The sequence below is a fragment of the Palleronia aestuarii genome (genome assembly GCF_003253995.1).
Lineage (GTDB): Bacteria > Pseudomonadota > Alphaproteobacteria > Rhodobacterales > Rhodobacteraceae > Palleronia > Palleronia aestuarii.
Genome location: NZ_QKZL01000022.1, coordinates 1 through 18,188, shown reverse-complemented (window position 1 = coordinate 18,188; position 18,188 = coordinate 1). Strand labels below are relative to the sequence as shown.

Here is an 18,188-nt window from a genome sequence, read left to right as displayed (position 1 = left end):
TAGAGGTCACGCCCGTTCGGTTGGTGCGTCCTGCGGCGCGAGGCCCGGGGCGGCCATCCATTCACGCCCCTTCAGCATGCCCTGCCAGTAGATCGGCGGCAGCATCTGCGCCTTGAGCATCCACGCAAGCCGCGTAGGCTTTTTCCCGTCGAGGATCCATTTGGGGAAGGTCGGGAGCAGCGCGCCGCCGTAGCCGAACTCGGCCAGCACGATCTTGCCGCGCTCCACCGTCAGTGGGCAGGAGCCATACCCGTCATAGGCAGCGACGGCCGATCCGCCCTTGATATCCGCCACGATGTTCTCGGCCACGGTCGGTGCCTGCTTCCGGGCCGCGGCAGCCGTCTTGGCGTTGGGGGCATTCATCACGTCGCCGAGCGACCAGACGTTGTCGAAACTCTTGTGGCGAAGGGTGTGCTGGTCCACGTCCACCCAACCGGCGGCGTCATCGGCCAGCGGCGAGACTCGGATGAAGTCGGGTGCGGTCTGCGGCGGGCAGACATGGAGCATGTCGAACGCCATCTCCCGCATGGTCGGCTCCTCGCCTTCCTTCGTCACCTTGAAGGTCGCCTTGCGCGCCGACCCGTCCACGGCGACGAGATTATGGAAGAAATCGAGCGTGGCGTCGTACTTCTTCACGTATTCCATCAGCGCGGGCACGTAATCCTTGACGCCGAAGAGCACGCCGCCGGCATTGGCGAAGTGAATGTCGATGTCCTTGAGCCGCCCTTTGCTGTTCCAGTGATCGGCCGAGAGATACATTGCCTTTTGTGGCGCACCGGCGCACTTGATCGGCATCGGCGGCTGCGTGAAGACCGCTGTCCCGCCCCGCATTTCCTGCACAAGCTCCCAGGTATAGGGCGCGAGGTCGTAGCGGTAGTTCGAGGTTACGCCGTTCCGGCCCAGTGTCTCGCTCAAGCCTTCGACTGCGTTCCAGTCGAGCTTCAGCCCCGGGCAAACCACGAGCCGGTCGTAAGTCACGACCCGGCATCCCTCGAGCACCACGGCGTTCTTCTCCGGTTCAAAGGCCGCGACCGCGCCCTTGATCCAAGTGATGCCCTTCGGGATCAAAGCGCCCATGGTCTTCGCCGTCTCGTCGGCGGTGAAGATGCCGGCGCCGACCATGGTCCAGCCCGGCTGGTAGTAATGCACCTCCGCCGGTTCGACGATGGCGATGGAGAGCCCCGAGCGGCGCGACTTCAGCGAGGCGGCCACGGCGATCCCGGCGGCCCCGCCGCCGACGATGACGACGTCGTACTTCGCGTCGCCCGTATCGGTCGGCACGCGGCCGCCATTGGCAATCCGCCGCGCGACACCGTTCAGATCGAAGCCCGCCGTCTTACCGCGCGCGAGGATGTCGGCCATCGGACGATGACCCGCCTGGCTCAGGGCCCAGAGCGTGGCGGATCGCATTCCCGACCGGCAATGGGCATAGATCGGCCCTGGCAACTCTTCGAGCGCCGTGGCGAAAGCCTTTACGTCGGCGTCCGAGACCTTGCCGGTCTCGACCGGGATGTGCCGCGCCTCCAGTCCCTGCTCCCGTGCGGCCACCTCGATCTCGGAGAAGGCAGGCTGATCGCCGCCCTCACCATCGGGCCGGTTCACGACGATCGATCGAAAGCCCCTGGACTTCAGGTCAGCCACGTCGGCCGGAGTGATCTGCGGCCCGACCGAAAGCCTGTCGGTGAGTTTCTTCACGTCCATGGTCTTCTCCTCCTCGGACCCTGACGGCAATATCCGCAATTATTAGGATAACCACTTCCTGCGGTGAAATTGAATTTACAGCGCGTTGTGATCGACTGTATCGATAACGGATGACCACGCTCCGCCAGCTTAGCTTCCTCGTCGCCCTCGACGAGACGTGCAGCTTCTCGCAGGCGGCAGGACGCTGTCACGTCACGCAATCCACGTTCTCGGCCGGCATCCGGGAGTTGGAGGAAGGGCTTGGTATCCAGGTGGCGGAGCGGACACGGCAGAGCGTATCGATGACACCGCTCGGGAACGACCTCGCCGCCCGGGCTCGGGATGTGCTCGCTTCCGTGGCCGATCTCGAGGATCACGCGGCGCGGGAGGCCGGGACGGGCGGCGCGCTTCTCAGGATGGGGGTGATCCCCACGGTCGGGCCGTTCGTCCTGCCGCGCGCCCTGCCGCTCATTCGCGAGCACCTGCCGGGATTGAAGGTCTCGCTGCGGGAGGAACTGACCGACAGCCTTATCGAGGCACTTCTGGCCGGACGCCTCGACCTTGTACTGATGGCGCTGCCGCACCCTGTCCCGGCCCGTGTGGAAACCCGGGCCCTGTTCGAAGACAGCTACCATCTCGCCACGCGCGTAGATCACCCGCTTGCCAATGCCGGTATCGTGGACGGCGAGGATCTGAGCGGACGCCGCCTGCTTCTCCTCGACCGGGGCCACTGCCTTCAACGTCACGCCCTTTCGGCCTTCCCCGAGGCGCTTCTGGGCGAGGACGAGAGCTTCGCCGCCACGAGCCTGCCCACGCTTGCGGCCATGGTGGAGGAGGGTCTCGGCATCACGCTGCTGCCCGACCTGGCCATCGCCGCCGGTGCAGTCACGGGTCAGCATCTTTCGCTAACGGCACTCCGCGGGGCGAGACCACGCGAGATCGTGCTGGCCTGGCGGAAGAGCTCGGCCCGTGCCGAGACGTTCGACCGTATCGGAGGTTGCCTCCGGGAGGCGCGAGATGGCCTCTTCGCAGAGGCCCACTGGCCAGCATAGCAGGTGTCCGGCGCAGAAATGCAATCGCTCCTCATTCCTGCTACGAGACGGCATACTGGCTTTCGATGGCCATGTAGATGGCAACGACGAAGACCCGAGCGGAGAACCCGATGTCGAGCCGACCATCCTTCGTCGACAGGTAGCGGGCTCCTCGTTCTCCCAAAACGCTCCCAGCGGCTCCGCCGGCGACGAGCGCCGCGGTCAGCGGCCAGTCGACGAAGCCCGAGAATGCGTAGTTGGACGCCGTGGTCAGGCCAAAGGATGCGACCGCAAAGAGCGACGTCCCCACCGCATCGAGTATCGGCATTCCCGTTGTCCACATGAGCGCGGGCACGATCAGGAAACCGCCGCCGATCCCGAAAAAGCCGGACAGAAGGCCCGTCACACCGCCCGCGACGGCGATTGCCCAACGGCCGGCCTTCCGTTTCGCCGCGGCTCCACCCGACGTATCGCGCTTCAGAAACATCGCGATGGCTACGCCCATCATGAGAAGCGCGAAGAAGAATAGAAGGCGATCGCCATCGAAAGCTTTTTCCAAGGCTGGATCCACCCCAGGCTCCGAGAATGCCGGCAGCCGAGAAGGCGAATGCGGCGGCCCAGCGAATCGAACTGTGCCGGGCGTGGTTCGCAAGGCTTGCGAGGGCATTCGCGGCGACGGCCAACACACTCGTTCCTATCGCCATATGCGCGGACGGGACGCCCACGAGATAAATCAGCAGAGGAACGGCAAGGATCGATCCGCCGCCACCGAAGAGCCCGAGCTTTACACCGATCAGGATGCCCAAGACTGCACCAAGACCGTACTGGATTGCTCCAAGATCATTCATGCTCGACGCATCCATCCGCCGGCACTCGCGACATGCCGCGCGGCGGAGTTCCGGGGTTGCCTGCTCATCCTGCCGTGAAGGCGGAGGATCCCATCTTGGGATAGAGGATCACGCGGGTGTTAAGGGGGACCTGGTCGTAGAGTTTTACGATGTGGGCATTCGTCAGACCCGCGCAGCCGTTCGAAACCGCCCGACCAATGCTGTTCGGATCGTTCGTTCCGTGAATGCGCAGGAAGGTGTCGCCGCGCCCCTCCTGGAAGAGGTAGAGGGCGCGGGCCCCCAGGGGATTGCCAGGGCCGCCCTCCATCCCGTCCTCCGCATATTGAGAGTAAATCTCCGGCTCGCGCTCGATCATACCCGGCGTCGGCATCCAAGACGGCCATTCCTTCTTGGCGCCCACATAGAATTCTCCCGCCTCGTAGAGATCGTCGCGTCCGACGCGGATCGGATAGACCCAGGCCCGCCCCTCCGGCAGCGTCCAGTAGAGCCGGAAGTGATCGGGGAAGACATGGACCTCACCGGGCGGCAGCGGATGGCGCAACGCGACGACCTGCGGCTCCATGACCGGTGCGAAGGTCTGCGCGGGAAGGGCCAGAGGTGCCGAGGCAAGCGCGGCCACGCCAGTAAGGAATCGACGGCGGGCAATAGTCATCTCAGATCACCCGGACCTGTGTCCCGACCGGGCAAAGGGCATAAAGCTCCTCGATCTGGGCATTGTAGAGACCGATGCAGCCGTCCGAAGATCGCCGGCCGATCTTGCGCGTATCATGCGTTCCGTGGATCAGGTAGGCGGGCCACGAGAGATACATCGCGTGCGTCCCGAGCGGGTTGTCGGGCCCCGGCGGCATGTATTCCCAGCCGAACCGCTCCTTTTGCGACGGCGTGGGCGTCCAGTCCGGACCGACCTTCTTGCGCACGATCTCGGTATAGCCGCGCTTGGTCAGTTCGTCCGATGTCGGCACCGACGTGGGGTAGACGCGATAGTCGCTCCCGTCGCCGTTCCAGAAATGCACGGCACGGGATCGCGTGTCGGCGATGATCGTGCCCACGCCCAGATCGTCGAAATGCTCCCGCCAATCCTGCATGCGGAAGCTCGACGCGTTGCGGCGGGTCGCGGACGCACGTGCGATGGCGGGTGTCGCGAGGCCGACCAACGTCGTCGCGAGGAAGCGCCGCCGCGAAAGGTAAACTGTCATTCTGCTCTCCGCTCTGGTGCTCCGAGCCGTCTCGACCCCCCGGCTTAAGCGAGCCTTAAGGGCCGTTGAGCCTCATCGGATCAGTTTGACATGGTCCGTCGGTGGGGCCGTGATGCTCTCACGCCGCGCGAGCTCGTCCTCCACGACACTGGTGACAGACACTTCGTGGACCGTCTTCTCGCGTATGTCCGAAAAGTCGTACCGGTGCAGACCGTTGGCCATCCCCGAATTGGTCGCGACGCGGTACCATTCATCCATCTGGATCGGCCGGCCCTCGATCGTCACATCGGAGATGCGCGCGCTGACGGGTCGCGTCAGATCGACGGTCCATCCAAGATTGGATGTCTGGACCAGCCCGCCGACCGTGTCCTGCGGGTCGACCGGACTCTGGTTCGTGGCGCTCTGCTCCAGTACAGCCACGATATCTTCCCCTCTCATCTCGAAGGTCACCAGCTTGGCGGGATGCGGCAGCAGGGTATAAAGTGCTCCGCGCGTCACCGGCCCGGGACCAAACGAAAGCCCGTAACCGACGCCCGGCATCATCGCGATGTCCGCCCCGGTATGGTCGCGCAGGATGTCGCCGACGAGCGTGTCGAACGGACTGGCGCTGCGGTATTGCCGCCCGATACGATCGACGCTCTCCGTAAGGATCGTATCGCGCGCGTCCGCAAATGGCTCGGCAAGATCGGTAACGAGGGAGGCGATCTCAGGGTCGGGCTCGATTTCGTCCGCCCAGAGTAGATGGACGGCCCCCTCGACACGACGCAGGCGGTTCGCTTCGTCGACCACGAGCGTCAGCTCACCCAGCATCGCCGCATCGGCGAGAGCCTGAACGATCCAGGTGCCCTCGATCTTCTCAGGGGGCTGCAACCTGTCGTGCGAATGACCGCCGACAATCACGTCGATCCCGTCCACGCGCGAGGCAAGCAAGCGATCCGCCTTCGTGCCCTGATGGGAAATGGCGACCACGATGTCGGATGCCTCCTGCATTTCCGGCAGGAGGTCTTCGACCGCCGCAATCCCGTCGGTGAAGAACAATCCGCGTATGTTACTGGCGCCGCTGGTCTGATCGGTATTGTGATAGCCGATGCCGACGACCGCAATCCGCATCCCTGCCCGCTCGAACACCTGCCAGGGCTTTCCGAAGACCGGTTGGTCGTCCTCAAGTATGTTGGCGGCACGCATCGGGAAGGTGGCGAATGTCTCGAGTTCGCGCGTTCGTTCCAGGCCGTAGTCGAAATCGTGGTTCCCGAGCGCCATGAAATTATACCCCACGGCATTCATGAGGGTAATGATTGCTTCACCTTCGGTCTCGTTGCCGACAAGGTCGTCACTGAACGTATCGCCGGCATCGACGAGGAGGACATTCTCCGCATCATGCCGTTCCCGAACCTGCCGTACCTTGGTCGCCAGTCGGGAAAAGCCGCCAATCTCACCGGAGCGATCGAACTCCTCCGGATCCCGGCCCGGATCGCCCGTCTGCGAAGTGGCGTTTCCGGGTGCAACCTCGAAAGCCGCATATCGGCCATGGATGTCGTTCGTATGCAGGATTGTGAGACTGCGCTCCTCAGCCATCACGGCGGTGGAACCGGCGGCGAGCATTCCAAAAACGGTCAGGTTCCGTATCAGCCGGTACTTCGATGTTCGTACCATGGATCAGGCCTTTCGTGCTTCGCGGATAGCGGCGTCCAGCGTGTCGCGATCGATCATCCCGCCAAAGAGCGTGGTTCCTATGACGAAGGAAGGCGTTCCCTGGAAGCCGAAGGCGGCAGCCTGCATCTGGTTGCGGCTCATGAGGCCGTCCCACTTCGTTCGAGCATCGCGGTAGGACGTCATCGCTGCCTCGGCCGCCACTTCCGATCCCACCGTCTCCTCGACGGTCTCGATGCTGAGGCGTCCCTCGGTCGCCATCAAGGCCTCGTTCACGGCCCCGTATGCTCCGAGCTCCACCGCGCCGAGGGCGAGTTGGCTGGCGCGCACCGATGGCGCACCGAAGAGCGGCCAATCCTTCAGAACGAGACGGACACCGGGGTCACGGGCTGTGACGTCCATCAGCATCGGATGCGCCCGCTTGCAGTAGGGACATTGATAGTCGAAGAACTCCACCACCGTGACATCGCCCTCGGGATTGGCCAGGACCGGCGCGTCGGTATCGTAGAGGACTTCCTCGACCGTCAGTTGACGGTCTTGCGCACGGACGATCGATGGCAGGGCGAGGGCTGCCCCAGCCGCGCCGATGAGACTGCGTCTGCTCAGATGCATCAGTAAAGCTCCGTTCCGAGAGAGGGTGTGGGAAGACTTCCGGGCAGGCGGGTGCCCTGCCCCGATTGCGCTTGGGTGAGCACCACGACCTTAGTTCCGCTCCGTACCCGGTCGGCCAGATCGATGATGTCCTGATTGTAGAGGCGGATGCAGCCCGACGACGCGGCCTGCCCGATGGACCAGGGCTGCGATGTGCCGTGGATGCGGTAAAGCGTGTCCTCCCCGCCGCGATGCAGGTAGAGGGCACGGGCTCCGAGAGGGTTCTCGAGACTACCGTCCTGCCCGCCGGCGAATGGCCCGTAAACCTCCGGTTCGCGCTCGATCATGTTCCTCGTCGGTGTCCAGGAGGGCCAGTCCCGTTGGTAGGGGATCGTCGCTTCGCCGGAGAATTGGCGTCCCGCCTCGCCCACGGCGATGCCGTAGCGCAGCGCGGTGTCGTTCTCCTGCACGAGGTAGAGAAACCGCTCGTAGGGATCGACGACGATGGTACCGGGCGGTTCGTCCGACCAGTAATCGACGCGCTGGCGCTTGTTGCGTTGCGAAAGGTATCGAGGCGGCACCGCCGGCACGGCGACCTCGCGGTCCGCGACTGCACCGTACATGCGGGAAAGTTCGGGATCGAATTGAGGAGGGGGTGGTGCGATCCGGGTCGTGTCCACCGGGGGCGGCGCCGCACAGGCCCCGAGGGCGAGAAGAAACGCGAATGCCAGAGAAACCCTTGTCATCGAACCTTACCCCCAAGGTCCTCGATGGCCGAGGTGAAGGCCGCACGGGAAATCTCTCCAGTATGGGCGGAGACAAGGCTCCCCTGGGCGTCGAAAAAGAGCGTCGTTGGCAGACCCATGGCCCCAAGCCCGCCCAGAAGCTGGCCGTCTGGATCGAACACGATGCCGTCGCCGTCCAAGCCCGTCTCGTCGAGGAAACTTGCGATCTGCGGCGGGGTCTCGCCCTGGTTGGCGAAAACCACGTCGATGCCCTCAGCCTGGCCCGCGACCTCTAACATCATCGGCATCTCCCGCCGGCAGGGCGGGCACCACGTGGCCCAGAGATTCACGACAAGCGGCGTACCGTTCCGATCCGACAGGGTCACCGGCGCCCCCTCGTAGGCGGAGAAGGCGGTCCCGGGCAGGGTCGCGGCGGACCCGTCCCGGAGGGCGAACTCGGTCGCATTCGCGGCCAGGACCGCCACACCCGCTCCTATGAGGATCGGCGCGACGGTCCCGGGCCGCGAAAGGATGGCGGCCAGTGCCACGACCGCGAAGCCGATCGTTCCGGCACGGGCCGAGAAGCCTCCCTGCCACAGGGCGAAGGCCTCGAGCGGATGCGCGGCGAAGGTCTCCCAATTTATCGCCACGAACCCTACTCGCGCCGCCACGATCCACACAACGATCAGGGCGAACACCGGGACACGGGTCTCCATTCCTCGGCGCGCGTACCACCAGGAGACGATCCCGGCTGTAACCGCGAAGGCCAGGGCCGCTATGATCGCGGTGAAGCGGGCGCCATCGAACAGGAGCGGGCCGATCTGCACGGCGTTCATCGGGTCATCTCAGCAAGGGAAGTCATTACCTCGGATGCACCGACCTCGCCCACAAGGCGGGTATCCGGCACCTCGCGCCGTGATCCATCGAGGAACACCATCGTGGGCGGTCCCACCGATCCCAACTCGTCGAGGAGCGCCTGCGACTCTTCAGTGAACTTGGAGACGTCCACCTCGACCGCTCCAAGGCTCGCCAGGGCCGCCTGTACATCTCGATTGGCCAAGGCATGGCGTTCGATCACCCGGCAGGACGTACACCACTCGGCGGTGACGTAGACCATGCTGGGACCGCTTGCGGAGGCAAGCGCCGCCTTCAGCCCCGGCCTGTCGGTAACCCGGGCAAACACCGCCTTGGGATCGTCGGCTGCTGCCTCTCCGGCAAAGGCCGCGAGCGGACGCAGCGGATCGCTCGCTCCGGACGCCGCGCCGATCCCCTGCAGCGCCCCGGCCAGCAGCGCCAGCACGCCAAGACTTGTCGCCCCGCGCCGAACCGGGCCGGCGCCCGGTGCCGGGCAATCGAGCCCGCCGAGGAACACCCCTGTTCCGATCAGGAGCACGGACCAGAGCGCCAGGACCGCCGGCCCGGGAACGATCCGCCCGATCATCCAGATCGCAAGGCCGAGAAAGACCACGCCGAACGCCTGCTTGGCGCGCTCCATCCATACGCCCGCACGCGGCAGGATCTGCGACCCGAAGGCTCCGATCGCCAGGAGCGGCATGCCCTGCCCCAGCCCAAGCGCGAAGAGTGCGCCGGCGCCAAGCAACACGTCGCCCGTCCGCGCGATGTAGAGGAGCGCGCCGGCCAACGGCGCGGTGACGCAAGGCCCGATGATCAACGCCGAGGTAAAGCCCAGTCCCGCCGCTCCGCTAAGCGATCCGCCGCGACTGCCGAGCCGCTGCACCCGGCTGGTCAGCGCCCCGGGCAGCGCAATGTCGAAGGCTCCGAACATGGCGAGCGAGAAGACGACGAAGAGCGCCGCGATGCTGCCGACCGCCCAGGGAGATTGCAGCACCATCTGCAAGTTCTGCCCGGACCACGCCGCCGCGACGCCCAAAAGGCCGAACGCCGCCGCCATCGCAATCACGTAGGCCCCGGTCAGCGCAATGCCGCGCCCCATGGTCAGATCCTTGCCCTGTCCCGTGACCATGCCGGCCACGATGGGGAACATGGGAAACACACAGGGCGTGACCGACAAGAGGAGGCCCAGACCGAAGAACGTCAGAACGACGAGGCCGGCGCCGCCATCAAGACCCGCCAGGCCGGCTTCCTCTGCGAGCTGGATGCCCGATGGCTCCTGAACGGCGGTGGGCCCACCGGCACCTTCGACAAAGGCATCACCTGCGGTTCCGGCACCGCCCGCTGAAGCGGGGATCTCGTTCAGCGACGCCGTCTGCGGAGGATAGCAAATCCCGCCATCCTGACAGCCTTGCCAGGTTACCGTTACCGGTCCGCCCGACGCTGGCAGTCGTGCCGACGCCTCGTCGTAGTAGACTTCCATTCGCCCGAAAGTCGGGTCCTCCTTGACCGTTCCGGGCATCGTCTCGAGTGGAATCTCTCCGCCGGGTTCTTCCGCGGCAAGATACTCGCGGTAGAGGTAGTACCCCTCTTCGATGTCGAAGTGCAGCACTGTCCCGTCGTCGGTCTTTTCCGCGGAGATCCGGAAAGCCTCTGAGGGGTGCAAGGGCGTGCCGGACTGCGCGGTGGCCACACCCGACGCGAGGGACAGTAGAAGTGCGACCAGGGCGGGGAGTGCGTGTGAGCGTATCATGGCCCCGGCGATGCCGGCGCCACCTTATGCCAAACTTAAGATGAGGGGGCAGTTTCCCGAGTGACGCCCATAAGGTGTTGATAAGCCTGTCGCGCCACTAATGGCCTGGAACGATGACAAGGAACGACATGGCAACACGACGGCAACTTCTTATCTTCGGCGGCGGTGCGGTTCTGTGGGTCGGGGCATTCCGGGCAGGCCCCGAATTTGCTTCGCGTCTCTCCGGGTTCGAATTCACTCCCATGACGAAGGTCCCGGGCCTCTGGACAATATCGACGACCGGCGCCTCGACGTCCGCCGGAACCGGCGGGTTCGATTTCATGGCTGGTCTCGGCCCTGAGCCGCCGTTTAACGCCGGCTTTGATGCCGCAGCGCGGCCCGCCGAACTGGCCGTTCGCCGCAGCCGCAAAGAGCGATGGCGACCTCACTCGGGTGCCGCCCAGGAAACGATTGACTAATCACGCAGTTTGGTGCGCCACTTCATGGATCAGAGCGTCAATCGTACCACTCCGAGGTGGCGAACAGGACCAGCCTCCACCGATCGACGATTTGGACTGGGACCGCGACCCTGCTAACCTCGGTTTCTCAATGGGGAGGAAAACCATGTCCACTACGCGTCGTAGACTTCTAGGTGCCATCGCCACGTTTGCGCTTGTTTCGGCGGGGGTAGTCCACGCACAGGATCAAGAACAAGCAGAAGAGGCCAAACGCGTCCTGATCTACGGCGATTCCAATACCTGGGGTTACATTCCCGTCGAGAGCGGCCCGACCGAACGCTATCCCGCCGATATTCGCTGGCCGGGCGTGATGCAGGCAGAACTAGGGGATGATTTCGAGATCATCGAAGAAGGCTTGAGCGCGCGAACCACCGACGTTGCCGATCCCAGCTTGCCGCACATCTCTGGTGCAGGGTTGGACGGGTCCGAAGCGTTGTCGCCAATCATCGCATCGCACCTGCCGCTCGATCTCGTGGTGATCATGCTTGGCACCAATGACGTGAAGGTCCAGTTCGACCGGTCTCCATTTCGGATCGGCCTTGGGATGGGAGCGCTCGTTGACATCGTGCAGCAAACCGGCAGCGGCGTCGGCACGGACTATCACACACCCGAGATCCTGGTACTGGCACCGCCCCCGCTCGGGGATCTGTTCCCCGAGGGTCGCGCTGAGCGGTTCGCCGGGGGCGTGGAGAAAACGCAGGCGCTTCCGCAATATTACGAGGCCATCGCCGCGGCCGCTGGGGCGGAATTTCTCGATGTCGGGACCCTAGCCGAAACCGATGGGATAGATGGTGTGCATTTCTCGGCCGAAGCCCACGGGAATATCGGGCGAGGCGTCGCGGAGAAGGTGAAATCCATACTTGATTGATTGGCACCGCGCTTCGCCCGCCACATCCAATAGCGGGCGAAGCACGCAGCGTTTAGGACGCAGGGTCGAGAGGCAACTGGTCCGAAATCTCGCGACCACCTCTGCCTGCCTGCAGCGCAGCGCAACTGACCAGCTCGGCCCGCTTGAAAGCGCGAGGCCCGCGGTGAGCTACACCACATCTCGGGACATCATCGCACCTAGCGCATGCGGCCCAAACCTGCCGTTCGCCTTCGCTTTCGATGCCGCGGCGCAGCCCGCCGAACCGGCCATTCGCCGCGGTCGCAAAGCATCGCGGCAGCCGAACTCACACTATGCGGACAATCCAGTCGTTCGGCCCTGAGCGACCAACTGCCACTAAGCCTCATCTCGGTTGGACTCGTTTTAAGAGACAGCTGTATTCATAGCAGTCCTCGTGCTTCGCCTTCTTGTCGACATGCTCGAACCATTCGTGAACTGAAGTTATCTAGCCACTCCATACGAGCGTTTAGCCGCTTCGCCTCGCCGTAGTAATTTGTGAACAGTTCCTTGACCTCCCGCATATCTTGAAGAGCTCCCATTCCGAGCCGCCACCCGTGCAACTTCAAGGCAAAAAATCGGTACCTCCACGCTAAAGAATTCACTACTCTTTCGGCTCCGAATCTGAAAACCCATCCACAATATCTGCGGAAGTCTTCGTCACTAACGGATGGCACTATTTCGGCAGACACTCTCGGTTCTGCGGGCACCTGGTAAGTTTGATCAGTCGTTAATGCTTCAAACAAATCAGGGTGATCTGAATCCAAGTCGCTGAACCAAACGATAGACCTAGCGTTCCACGCGGCATCCCATTGCTGATCAAGCGGTTCTGAACAGCTTATTGAGCCAAACTCTGAGGTCGGAAACTTGCGCAGAATTTCGAATCTGCTCCGGCCAATTTCCTTGCCGAGCACATCGACCCTCTCGTCATCAACCCATGTGCATTCCCACAAATCCGCAGATAGCTCCGAACCGATTTCATCAAGCCAAGTATAGAGCTTTTGCGCGGCAATTTCGTCTTCAGCCTCTTGGATAAGCTTTCTAGACCGTGCAATTTGCTTCAGCTCGGAATCATCTTGCTCGGCGGGGAACGAGTAATCGTATAAGTCATAAATCAGCAGCATCCCACCGACCCAACCAGCGCGTCGAGACGATATTTTGCCGAACTTCACGAGCCGTGCCAAGACTGCAGACCTTGCGGCACTCTTTTTGGCAAGTTGTGCCGCCAGAGCGGGAGCGCGGACCTTACTTTTTTCCATCACCTTCGCTGCTTTTGAAATAAACCTATCGAAGGGTTTTAGTGCCCTATCGTAAGCAATAATAAGTATCCGCGCGTTATGCGGAGAGATATCGTATATCTCCCTCGAACTGAATTCTGTTTCTAAGGAAGGAGCAAGCCAATTGCCCTCAAGTTGTAAATGGTGCTGGACTGTCTGTTCAAGGATCCAACATCTCAATCTTTCACCGCATCTATGCTTCACCCTCCCCTGTTTGCTGAGATTAGCATAGGGGTTATTGTGCAGTGTTTGCTGATTCCGACTTTCAAGATTACGCTCATTTGAGACTCCAATCTTTACGTAGCTGTAGCGTGTAGATGGGAGAGCATAGACAACTCCATCTTTACGCGAAGCGTCTACCCAATCCATTGAAGCTAGCCGCTCCATCATTTTCAGGACAAAGGATTCGTCGACTCCTTCTAGCGTCGGTGCAAAAGCATAGACGGGAGCGGCAAACAGCAAAAAAATAACTGCTGAAGCTTTCAGTCGATAGAAAAAAAATGATTTACGCTGAATCATGTATCCCCCATACTACATTTTTGTAATTCTTCTATAATAATCGGGAAGTTTTTTAATTTTATTAAAGCGTAATGCCATGCCTCGCAGCTATACTGACTTGCTTCAAGGGTGTTAGTGACCTTTCGCGGCAGCCTGTCGAAAGCGCAAACAGCGCTCCAAGCGGACCTGCGGCAGCGCGGCGGTACGTGATGGCGACCTATGAGGTTTCGCCCATGCTCACGGCCCACAGCTGCCGTTCACGTCTTCTCTGGATGCCGCGGCGCGGCCCACCGAACCGGCCATTCGCCGCGGTCGCGAGATCGAGGCATCCCCGAACTCACTCTCTGCGGGACGGAATGATTACTCGCCGCGATTGATGCGAACGTCCGTTCTCGTCGGGTAGGCCTGTCGGCCGCTCGGCGCAGACGATCTCTACTTTTTCGCGCCCGCCTTCGGTTCGCTGATCGCATCGTGGTCGACGACGTTCCAAGCCAGACCACGGTTACGGTAGAGGCGTTTTCCCCGCAGTGGGTAGTCACCAACATCGTGCGCTAAACGCTCGCCAACGACGATGCAGCGCAAAGTTTGGTCGCCCGTGTTGCGGATTGAATGCGCGTACCCGCCCTTGCGGTAGCCGATGAAGTCCCCCGGACCGATCGGATGCTCTTCCTCGCCGATCACCGCCGTCGCTTCTCCATCCAGTACGTAAACGCATTCGTCTTCATGATGATGGACGTGGTGCTCGGTTGTCTCGTGGCCCGGCTCCACCTCTATGACATGAAAACCCAAGCCGGTCAGGCCGGTTAAATCCCCTAGGCTTTTGTTCACCCGGCGGGCGTTCGGGTTCAGGAAGTGCGTCTTCGCGAGCCCTTCCATGCTGGCGATCTCGGAGGCCGTTACGATGTATGTACCGTCCGCAACTCTACTCATGCCTGCATCCCCGACCATTCGCTTCAGTGTTGTTGTACCACCCTCAGGCCGTTGTAATCGAGTTCCGTCAAGCGCGGGATCGCTGAAGCCGACGTCGAAAGACCGTAAATCATTCGGTGGAACGAGCTCGAAGCCGCCTTGCGGCAGCGCGGCGCTCCGAGATGGCCGCCGAGGAGATCCCGCCAACGCTCACGGCCCAGAGCGGACTTCCAGTCACCATTCCTACGCCGCGCCGCAGCTTCACCACACCTGCCATTCGCTGCGCTTGCGAACGTTGGCGAGGACGCGAGGACGCAAGGTCGGCTGAGCGGGTCCGAGCGGACTTTCGCTGCATAGCGCTCCAATGTCGGCTGTAGCCGGGATCTCTGCATCGGAAAGATCGGATCGGGGCCGACGGGGAGCGAAACCGAAATCGATCGACTCCCCCGACGACCAGGTGGAACGATCCGAGCGGCGGCTGCACCAATTGCCCGGCAAGGGCTCCGAACCGGCGCCGCGCGTCTTTGGCATCGGTTGCGATCAGCATCTCGAACGGATCGCGGCTTTGCTGACCTTTTGATCCTTTTAGACGATCCCCTTCGGTCGCTTCGAGAACGTCCTGGTCGGATGAGCGTCCGCTCTAGAACAAACTTCTACTCCTGCTTGCATTGTTTCTGAGATATTTTCCGGACGATCTCCCGACCCTATCCATTTGGACAGGTCGCGCGGGTTTCTCGCGGAATTTGGCAAGGACAGACCGTCGCACCCGGAGCAGATTCAGATGTCTTTAATTCAAACTGCCGATTTAACCCGTAATTCCGCAAGATAACGCGGCAGCTACGGAAACTCTGTCGCCCGGCAAAAGGCCGGGAAACTCGGGTGGTTCGCTGATTGGCCCCGACCCTGAGCCGGAACCGGCATTTCCTCGGCTGACACTCGACATCTGGATAACCGCCTGGGAGGTGCGCTGCCAACGTCCTCCACCCCTGTCACGTCGGTCGGTGCTCCGTTCATTCCCCATGGCTTGGAGGCGAGGCGAAACAATGCGTCTGACGATCAAGACGAAGATCATCGCCGGCTTCGCGGTGATGATCGCCCTGACCGGAATCACCGCCCTGACCGGGCTGCACGGGATCCGCACCATCGGACACGACGTCGAGCTCCTGGTGGATACGACCGCCCGGAAGCGCGCCGTGATGCAGGAGGTCCGGGCCACCATGATGGAGATGGACCGCGCGGTCCTGGCCTATATCGACGACGCCCTCGTCGGGGGGAATCCTGCCGAGATCGACGCGGCGATCGCGACTTTCGATCGGGGCGCGACGGAGGTGGACGCGCTCCTCGTCGAGCTGGAGGCCCAGGCCTCCGAGGCGGAGGTCGCGGTCCTCGAGGAACTGCGGGACGATTGGGAGGCCTATACCGTCCTGGAAGCGCAGCTGCGTCCCGTAGCGCTCGCCGGGCCGGATGGTGCCGAGGAGGTCCACGAGATCTATCGCACCGCCGAGGCCGCTTTCGCCACGGTCCTCGTGGACATCTCCCACGAGCTGGATCTGCTGGCCGAGGAGATGGCCAAGGAGCGGCACCACGCCGAGATGACGGAAACCAGCATCACCCGCACGATGATCGCCCTGACCGCCATCGCCCTGGCCATCGGCCTGGCCGTCGCGGCCTTCCTGGCAACGGCGATCTCGCGCAATGTCCGCCGCGCCGAACGGGTGGTCACGGAAGTTGCCCGCGGCAATCTCGATGTGGACGCCTCGACCAGGAGCCGCGACGAGATCGGCAATCTGCTCAATGCCATGGACAAGATGGTGGGTGACCTGAAGGGCATGAGCCGGTCAGCCGAAGCGATCTCGAAAGGCGACCTGAAGGTAGACGTGACGCCGCGTTCCGAGGAGGACCGTTTGGGGATCGCGCTCCGCGACATGGTGCTGAAGCTGCGCGAGGTGATCTCGAACTCGGCCGTCAGCGCCACCCATGTCTCCGACGGGGCCTCGAACATGTCCGCGACGGCCGAGCAGCTCTCGGCAGGCTCGACCCAGCAGGCCTCCGCAGTGGAGGAGGCCTCCGCCTCGATCGAGGAGATGACCGCCAACATCCGCCAGAACGCCGACAACGCGGCCCAGACCGAGAAGATCGCGGGCCAGTCGGCCGACGACGCGCGTCGCTCTGGCGAGACGGTGGGCAATGCGCTGCACGCCATGAAGACCATTGCCGAACGCATCACCATCATCCAAGAGATCGCCCGCCAGACCGACCTGCTGGCACTCAACGCGGCGGTGGAAGCGGCCCGCGCCGGGACTCACGGCAAGGGTTTCGCGGTGGTGGCCTCCGAGGTACGCAAGCTTGCCGAGCGCAGCCAGCAGGCGGCGGCCGAGATCAGCCAGCTCTCGAAAGAGACGGTGGAAGTCTCGGGCGAGGCCGGGCGCATGCTCGACGCGCTGGTCCCGAACATTCAACGCACCGCCGATCTCGTGGCCGAGATCTCGGCCTCCACGCGGGAGCAGAACGTGGGCGCCGAGCAGATCAACCAGGCGATCCGCGAACTGAATCAGGTGATCCTGCAGAACGCCTCCGCCGCCGAAGAGGCCGCCGCTACCAGTCAGGAGCTTGCCGCCCAGTCCGAACAACTGACCGGCGTCATCTCCTACTTTGAGGTAGACGCCGGGGCCTCCAAGTCTGCCGCGCCCCGTCCTGAGAAGGCCCCCAAGGTCGCCGCCGTCGCCAGTCCCCAGGCGGAGCACTCTCCCCGCGCGCAAATGCCGGGCGTACTTAATCTCGATCTTACCTCCGAAGAGGTCTCCGACGCGGACTTCCAGCGCTACGCTGGGTAATCCGGCAGCGAAACCTGAAATGGACGGGGGAGGCTTTTCGTACCTCCCTTGGATTGCCAGTTTCGGAGAGAGGATGCGCTGCCAGGTCGGACCCTGGCCAATTCACTTGCGGAACGGTGAAGGCCAGTCACCCCCAGACTCCGCCCGGGCGCCGGAAACGGCGGTGGAGGTGGTGGGCGCGATCTCCCTGGTTGATCTGCTTCTCGCCGGCACAGATCGCAGGATCACGTGCCTGGGGGTGAAACTGAACACCTCCGAAAATCTCGCCCTGAGCGCTGAATCGTAATCGGTTGTTCTGACAAGGTGGAGGTAACGCGATGACTGGTCAGCTGGGGTTCTGGTCGATCGCGGACCGGCTGGCGGAGATTTCGGCCCAGAGCCTACCGTCGCGACGACGGGGGACGATCCGCTGGAGACGTTAACGTCGACGGTGGACTTCGGGATGTTTCAGCCTGTGCTGCAAAAGGCGCTCGGTCGACCGCCGCGCTAGAAGGGCGGCCGGCCTCCGTTCGACGCTGCGCTGTAGTTCCGGCCCGCATCCGGCAACGCTGGATCGAGGATGTCTTTCGCCGGGTATCCACGCGTGTCGTCTGGCAATGCCAGCTGGCGGGACTGGTTTCGGCCCAAGGACGAAGCCGCTCCGCGGCATTGGCGCATTTGGCTGATGGAGTGAGCCGCCCATAGCGGCGCGCATTTCGTGATCTGCACGACCTGGCTGACGATTGGGGCCTTCTCAATCATCAGACAGGAGGTTCCCATGAAGGAGGAGAGAGCAACCCCGCTGCGCCAGCGGATGATCGAAGACATGCGCATCCGCGGGATGGGCGACAAGGCGCAGAAGTCCCATATCCGCGCGATCAAGGATTTCGCGGCCTTTCTTGGGCGATCACCCGACACGGCGACGCCGGAGGATCTTCGCGCCTATCAGCTCCACATGACCGACACCGGGGTCACACCATCGACG

General features: G+C 62.9%; 16 protein-coding genes and 1 pseudogene. 5 read left to right on the top strand and 12 right to left on the bottom strand.

Going from position 1 to position 18,188, the window contains the following annotated elements; all coding sequences use genetic code 11:
- Window positions 1-6: 6 nt before the first annotated feature.
- A complete protein-coding gene (locus tag LX81_RS17220) occupies window positions 7-1,701 on the bottom strand; it encodes a bifunctional protein tyrosine phosphatase family protein/NAD(P)/FAD-dependent oxidoreductase (protein WP_111538549.1) in 1,695 nt (564 codons plus the stop codon).
- Between the two features lie 110 nt (window positions 1,702-1,811).
- Between LX81_RS17220 and LX81_RS17215 the strand changes: the two genes are divergently transcribed.
- Entirely contained in the window at window positions 1,812-2,732 is a 921-nt protein-coding gene (locus tag LX81_RS17215; RefSeq protein WP_111538548.1) for a hydrogen peroxide-inducible genes activator, read from the top strand.
- Between the two features lie 40 nt (window positions 2,733-2,772).
- On the opposite strand, the gene LX81_RS22570 is transcribed toward LX81_RS17215, so the two are convergent.
- From LX81_RS22570 to dsbD, 9 genes and pseudogenes are all read right to left on the bottom strand, one after another.
- Entirely contained in the window at window positions 2,773-3,270 is a 498-nt protein-coding gene (locus tag LX81_RS22570) for a sulfite exporter TauE/SafE family protein (RefSeq protein WP_211322805.1), read from the bottom strand.
- 52 nt (window positions 3,271-3,322) lie between these two features.
- Window positions 3,323-3,559: pseudogene (locus LX81_RS23370) on the bottom strand (TSUP family transporter); the annotation flags it as partial.
- A gap of 64 nt (window positions 3,560-3,623) precedes the next feature.
- Window positions 3,624-4,211 (bottom strand): L,D-transpeptidase, encoded by a 588-nt coding sequence (locus LX81_RS17205; RefSeq protein WP_111538547.1) that lies wholly within the window; start codon window positions 4,209-4,211, stop codon window positions 3,624-3,626.
- Between the two features lies 1 nt (window position 4,212).
- Window positions 4,213-4,755: a L,D-transpeptidase gene (locus LX81_RS17200; protein WP_111538546.1), complete on the bottom strand. Its 543-nt coding sequence runs from the start codon at window positions 4,753-4,755 to the stop codon at window positions 4,213-4,215.
- A gap of 72 nt (window positions 4,756-4,827) precedes the next feature.
- Window positions 4,828-6,408 carry a bifunctional metallophosphatase/5'-nucleotidase gene (locus LX81_RS17195; RefSeq protein WP_111538545.1) on the bottom strand — a complete coding sequence of 527 codons (1,581 nt, stop codon included), beginning with the start codon at window positions 6,406-6,408 and terminating at the stop codon, window positions 4,828-4,830.
- Window positions 6,409-6,411: 3 nt separating this feature from the next.
- Window positions 6,412-7,017: a DsbA family protein gene (locus tag LX81_RS17190; protein ID WP_111538544.1), complete on the bottom strand. Its 606-nt coding sequence runs from the start codon at window positions 7,015-7,017 to the stop codon at window positions 6,412-6,414.
- Window positions 7,017-7,742, bottom strand: coding sequence for a L,D-transpeptidase (locus tag LX81_RS17185; protein ID WP_111538543.1), 726 nt, complete (start codon window positions 7,740-7,742; stop codon window positions 7,017-7,019). Before LX81_RS17185 ends, LX81_RS17190 begins: the two co-directional genes overlap by 1 nt.
- Entirely contained in the window at window positions 7,739-8,557 is an 819-nt protein-coding gene (locus LX81_RS17180; protein ID WP_111538542.1) for a TlpA disulfide reductase family protein, read from the bottom strand. The genes LX81_RS17185 and LX81_RS17180 overlap by 4 nt, the downstream gene beginning before the upstream one ends.
- Window positions 8,554-10,326: a protein-disulfide reductase DsbD gene (gene dsbD, locus LX81_RS17175; RefSeq protein WP_111538541.1), complete on the bottom strand. Its 1,773-nt coding sequence runs from the start codon at window positions 10,324-10,326 to the stop codon at window positions 8,554-8,556. The genes LX81_RS17180 and dsbD overlap by 4 nt, the downstream gene beginning before the upstream one ends.
- Window positions 10,327-10,454: 128 nt before the next feature.
- Between dsbD and LX81_RS21940 the strand changes: the two genes are divergently transcribed.
- Together LX81_RS21940 and LX81_RS17170 are read left to right on the top strand one after the other, a co-directional pair.
- Window positions 10,455-10,784, top strand: a complete 330-nt coding sequence (locus LX81_RS21940) for a hypothetical protein (protein WP_146259466.1) — start codon at window positions 10,455-10,457, stop codon at window positions 10,782-10,784.
- Between the two features lie 145 nt (window positions 10,785-10,929).
- The gene (locus LX81_RS17170; protein WP_111538540.1) at window positions 10,930-11,691 is read left to right on the top strand and encodes an SGNH/GDSL hydrolase family protein; all 762 of its coding nucleotides are present in this window, start codon (window positions 10,930-10,932) and stop codon (window positions 11,689-11,691) included.
- A gap of 398 nt (window positions 11,692-12,089) precedes the next feature.
- Here LX81_RS17170 and LX81_RS21935 read toward each other — a convergent pair whose 3' ends face one another.
- Together LX81_RS21935 and LX81_RS17165 are read right to left on the bottom strand one after the other, a co-directional pair.
- Window positions 12,090-13,502 (bottom strand): hypothetical protein, encoded by a 1,413-nt coding sequence (locus tag LX81_RS21935; protein ID WP_146259465.1) that lies wholly within the window; start codon window positions 13,500-13,502, stop codon window positions 12,090-12,092.
- Between the two features lie 411 nt (window positions 13,503-13,913).
- Window positions 13,914-14,411: a cupin domain-containing protein gene (locus LX81_RS17165; RefSeq protein WP_111538539.1), complete on the bottom strand. Its 498-nt coding sequence runs from the start codon at window positions 14,409-14,411 to the stop codon at window positions 13,914-13,916.
- Between the two features lie 1,022 nt (window positions 14,412-15,433).
- Between LX81_RS17165 and LX81_RS17155 the strand changes: the two genes are divergently transcribed.
- A complete protein-coding gene (locus LX81_RS17155) occupies window positions 15,434-17,224 on the top strand; it encodes a methyl-accepting chemotaxis protein (RefSeq protein WP_170134012.1) in 1,791 nt (596 codons plus the stop codon).
- Window positions 17,225-17,981: 757 nt separating this feature from the next.
- A partial coding sequence (locus tag LX81_RS17145; protein ID WP_211322804.1) for a phage integrase N-terminal SAM-like domain-containing protein occupies window positions 17,982-18,188 on the top strand: 207 nt, incomplete at its 3' end.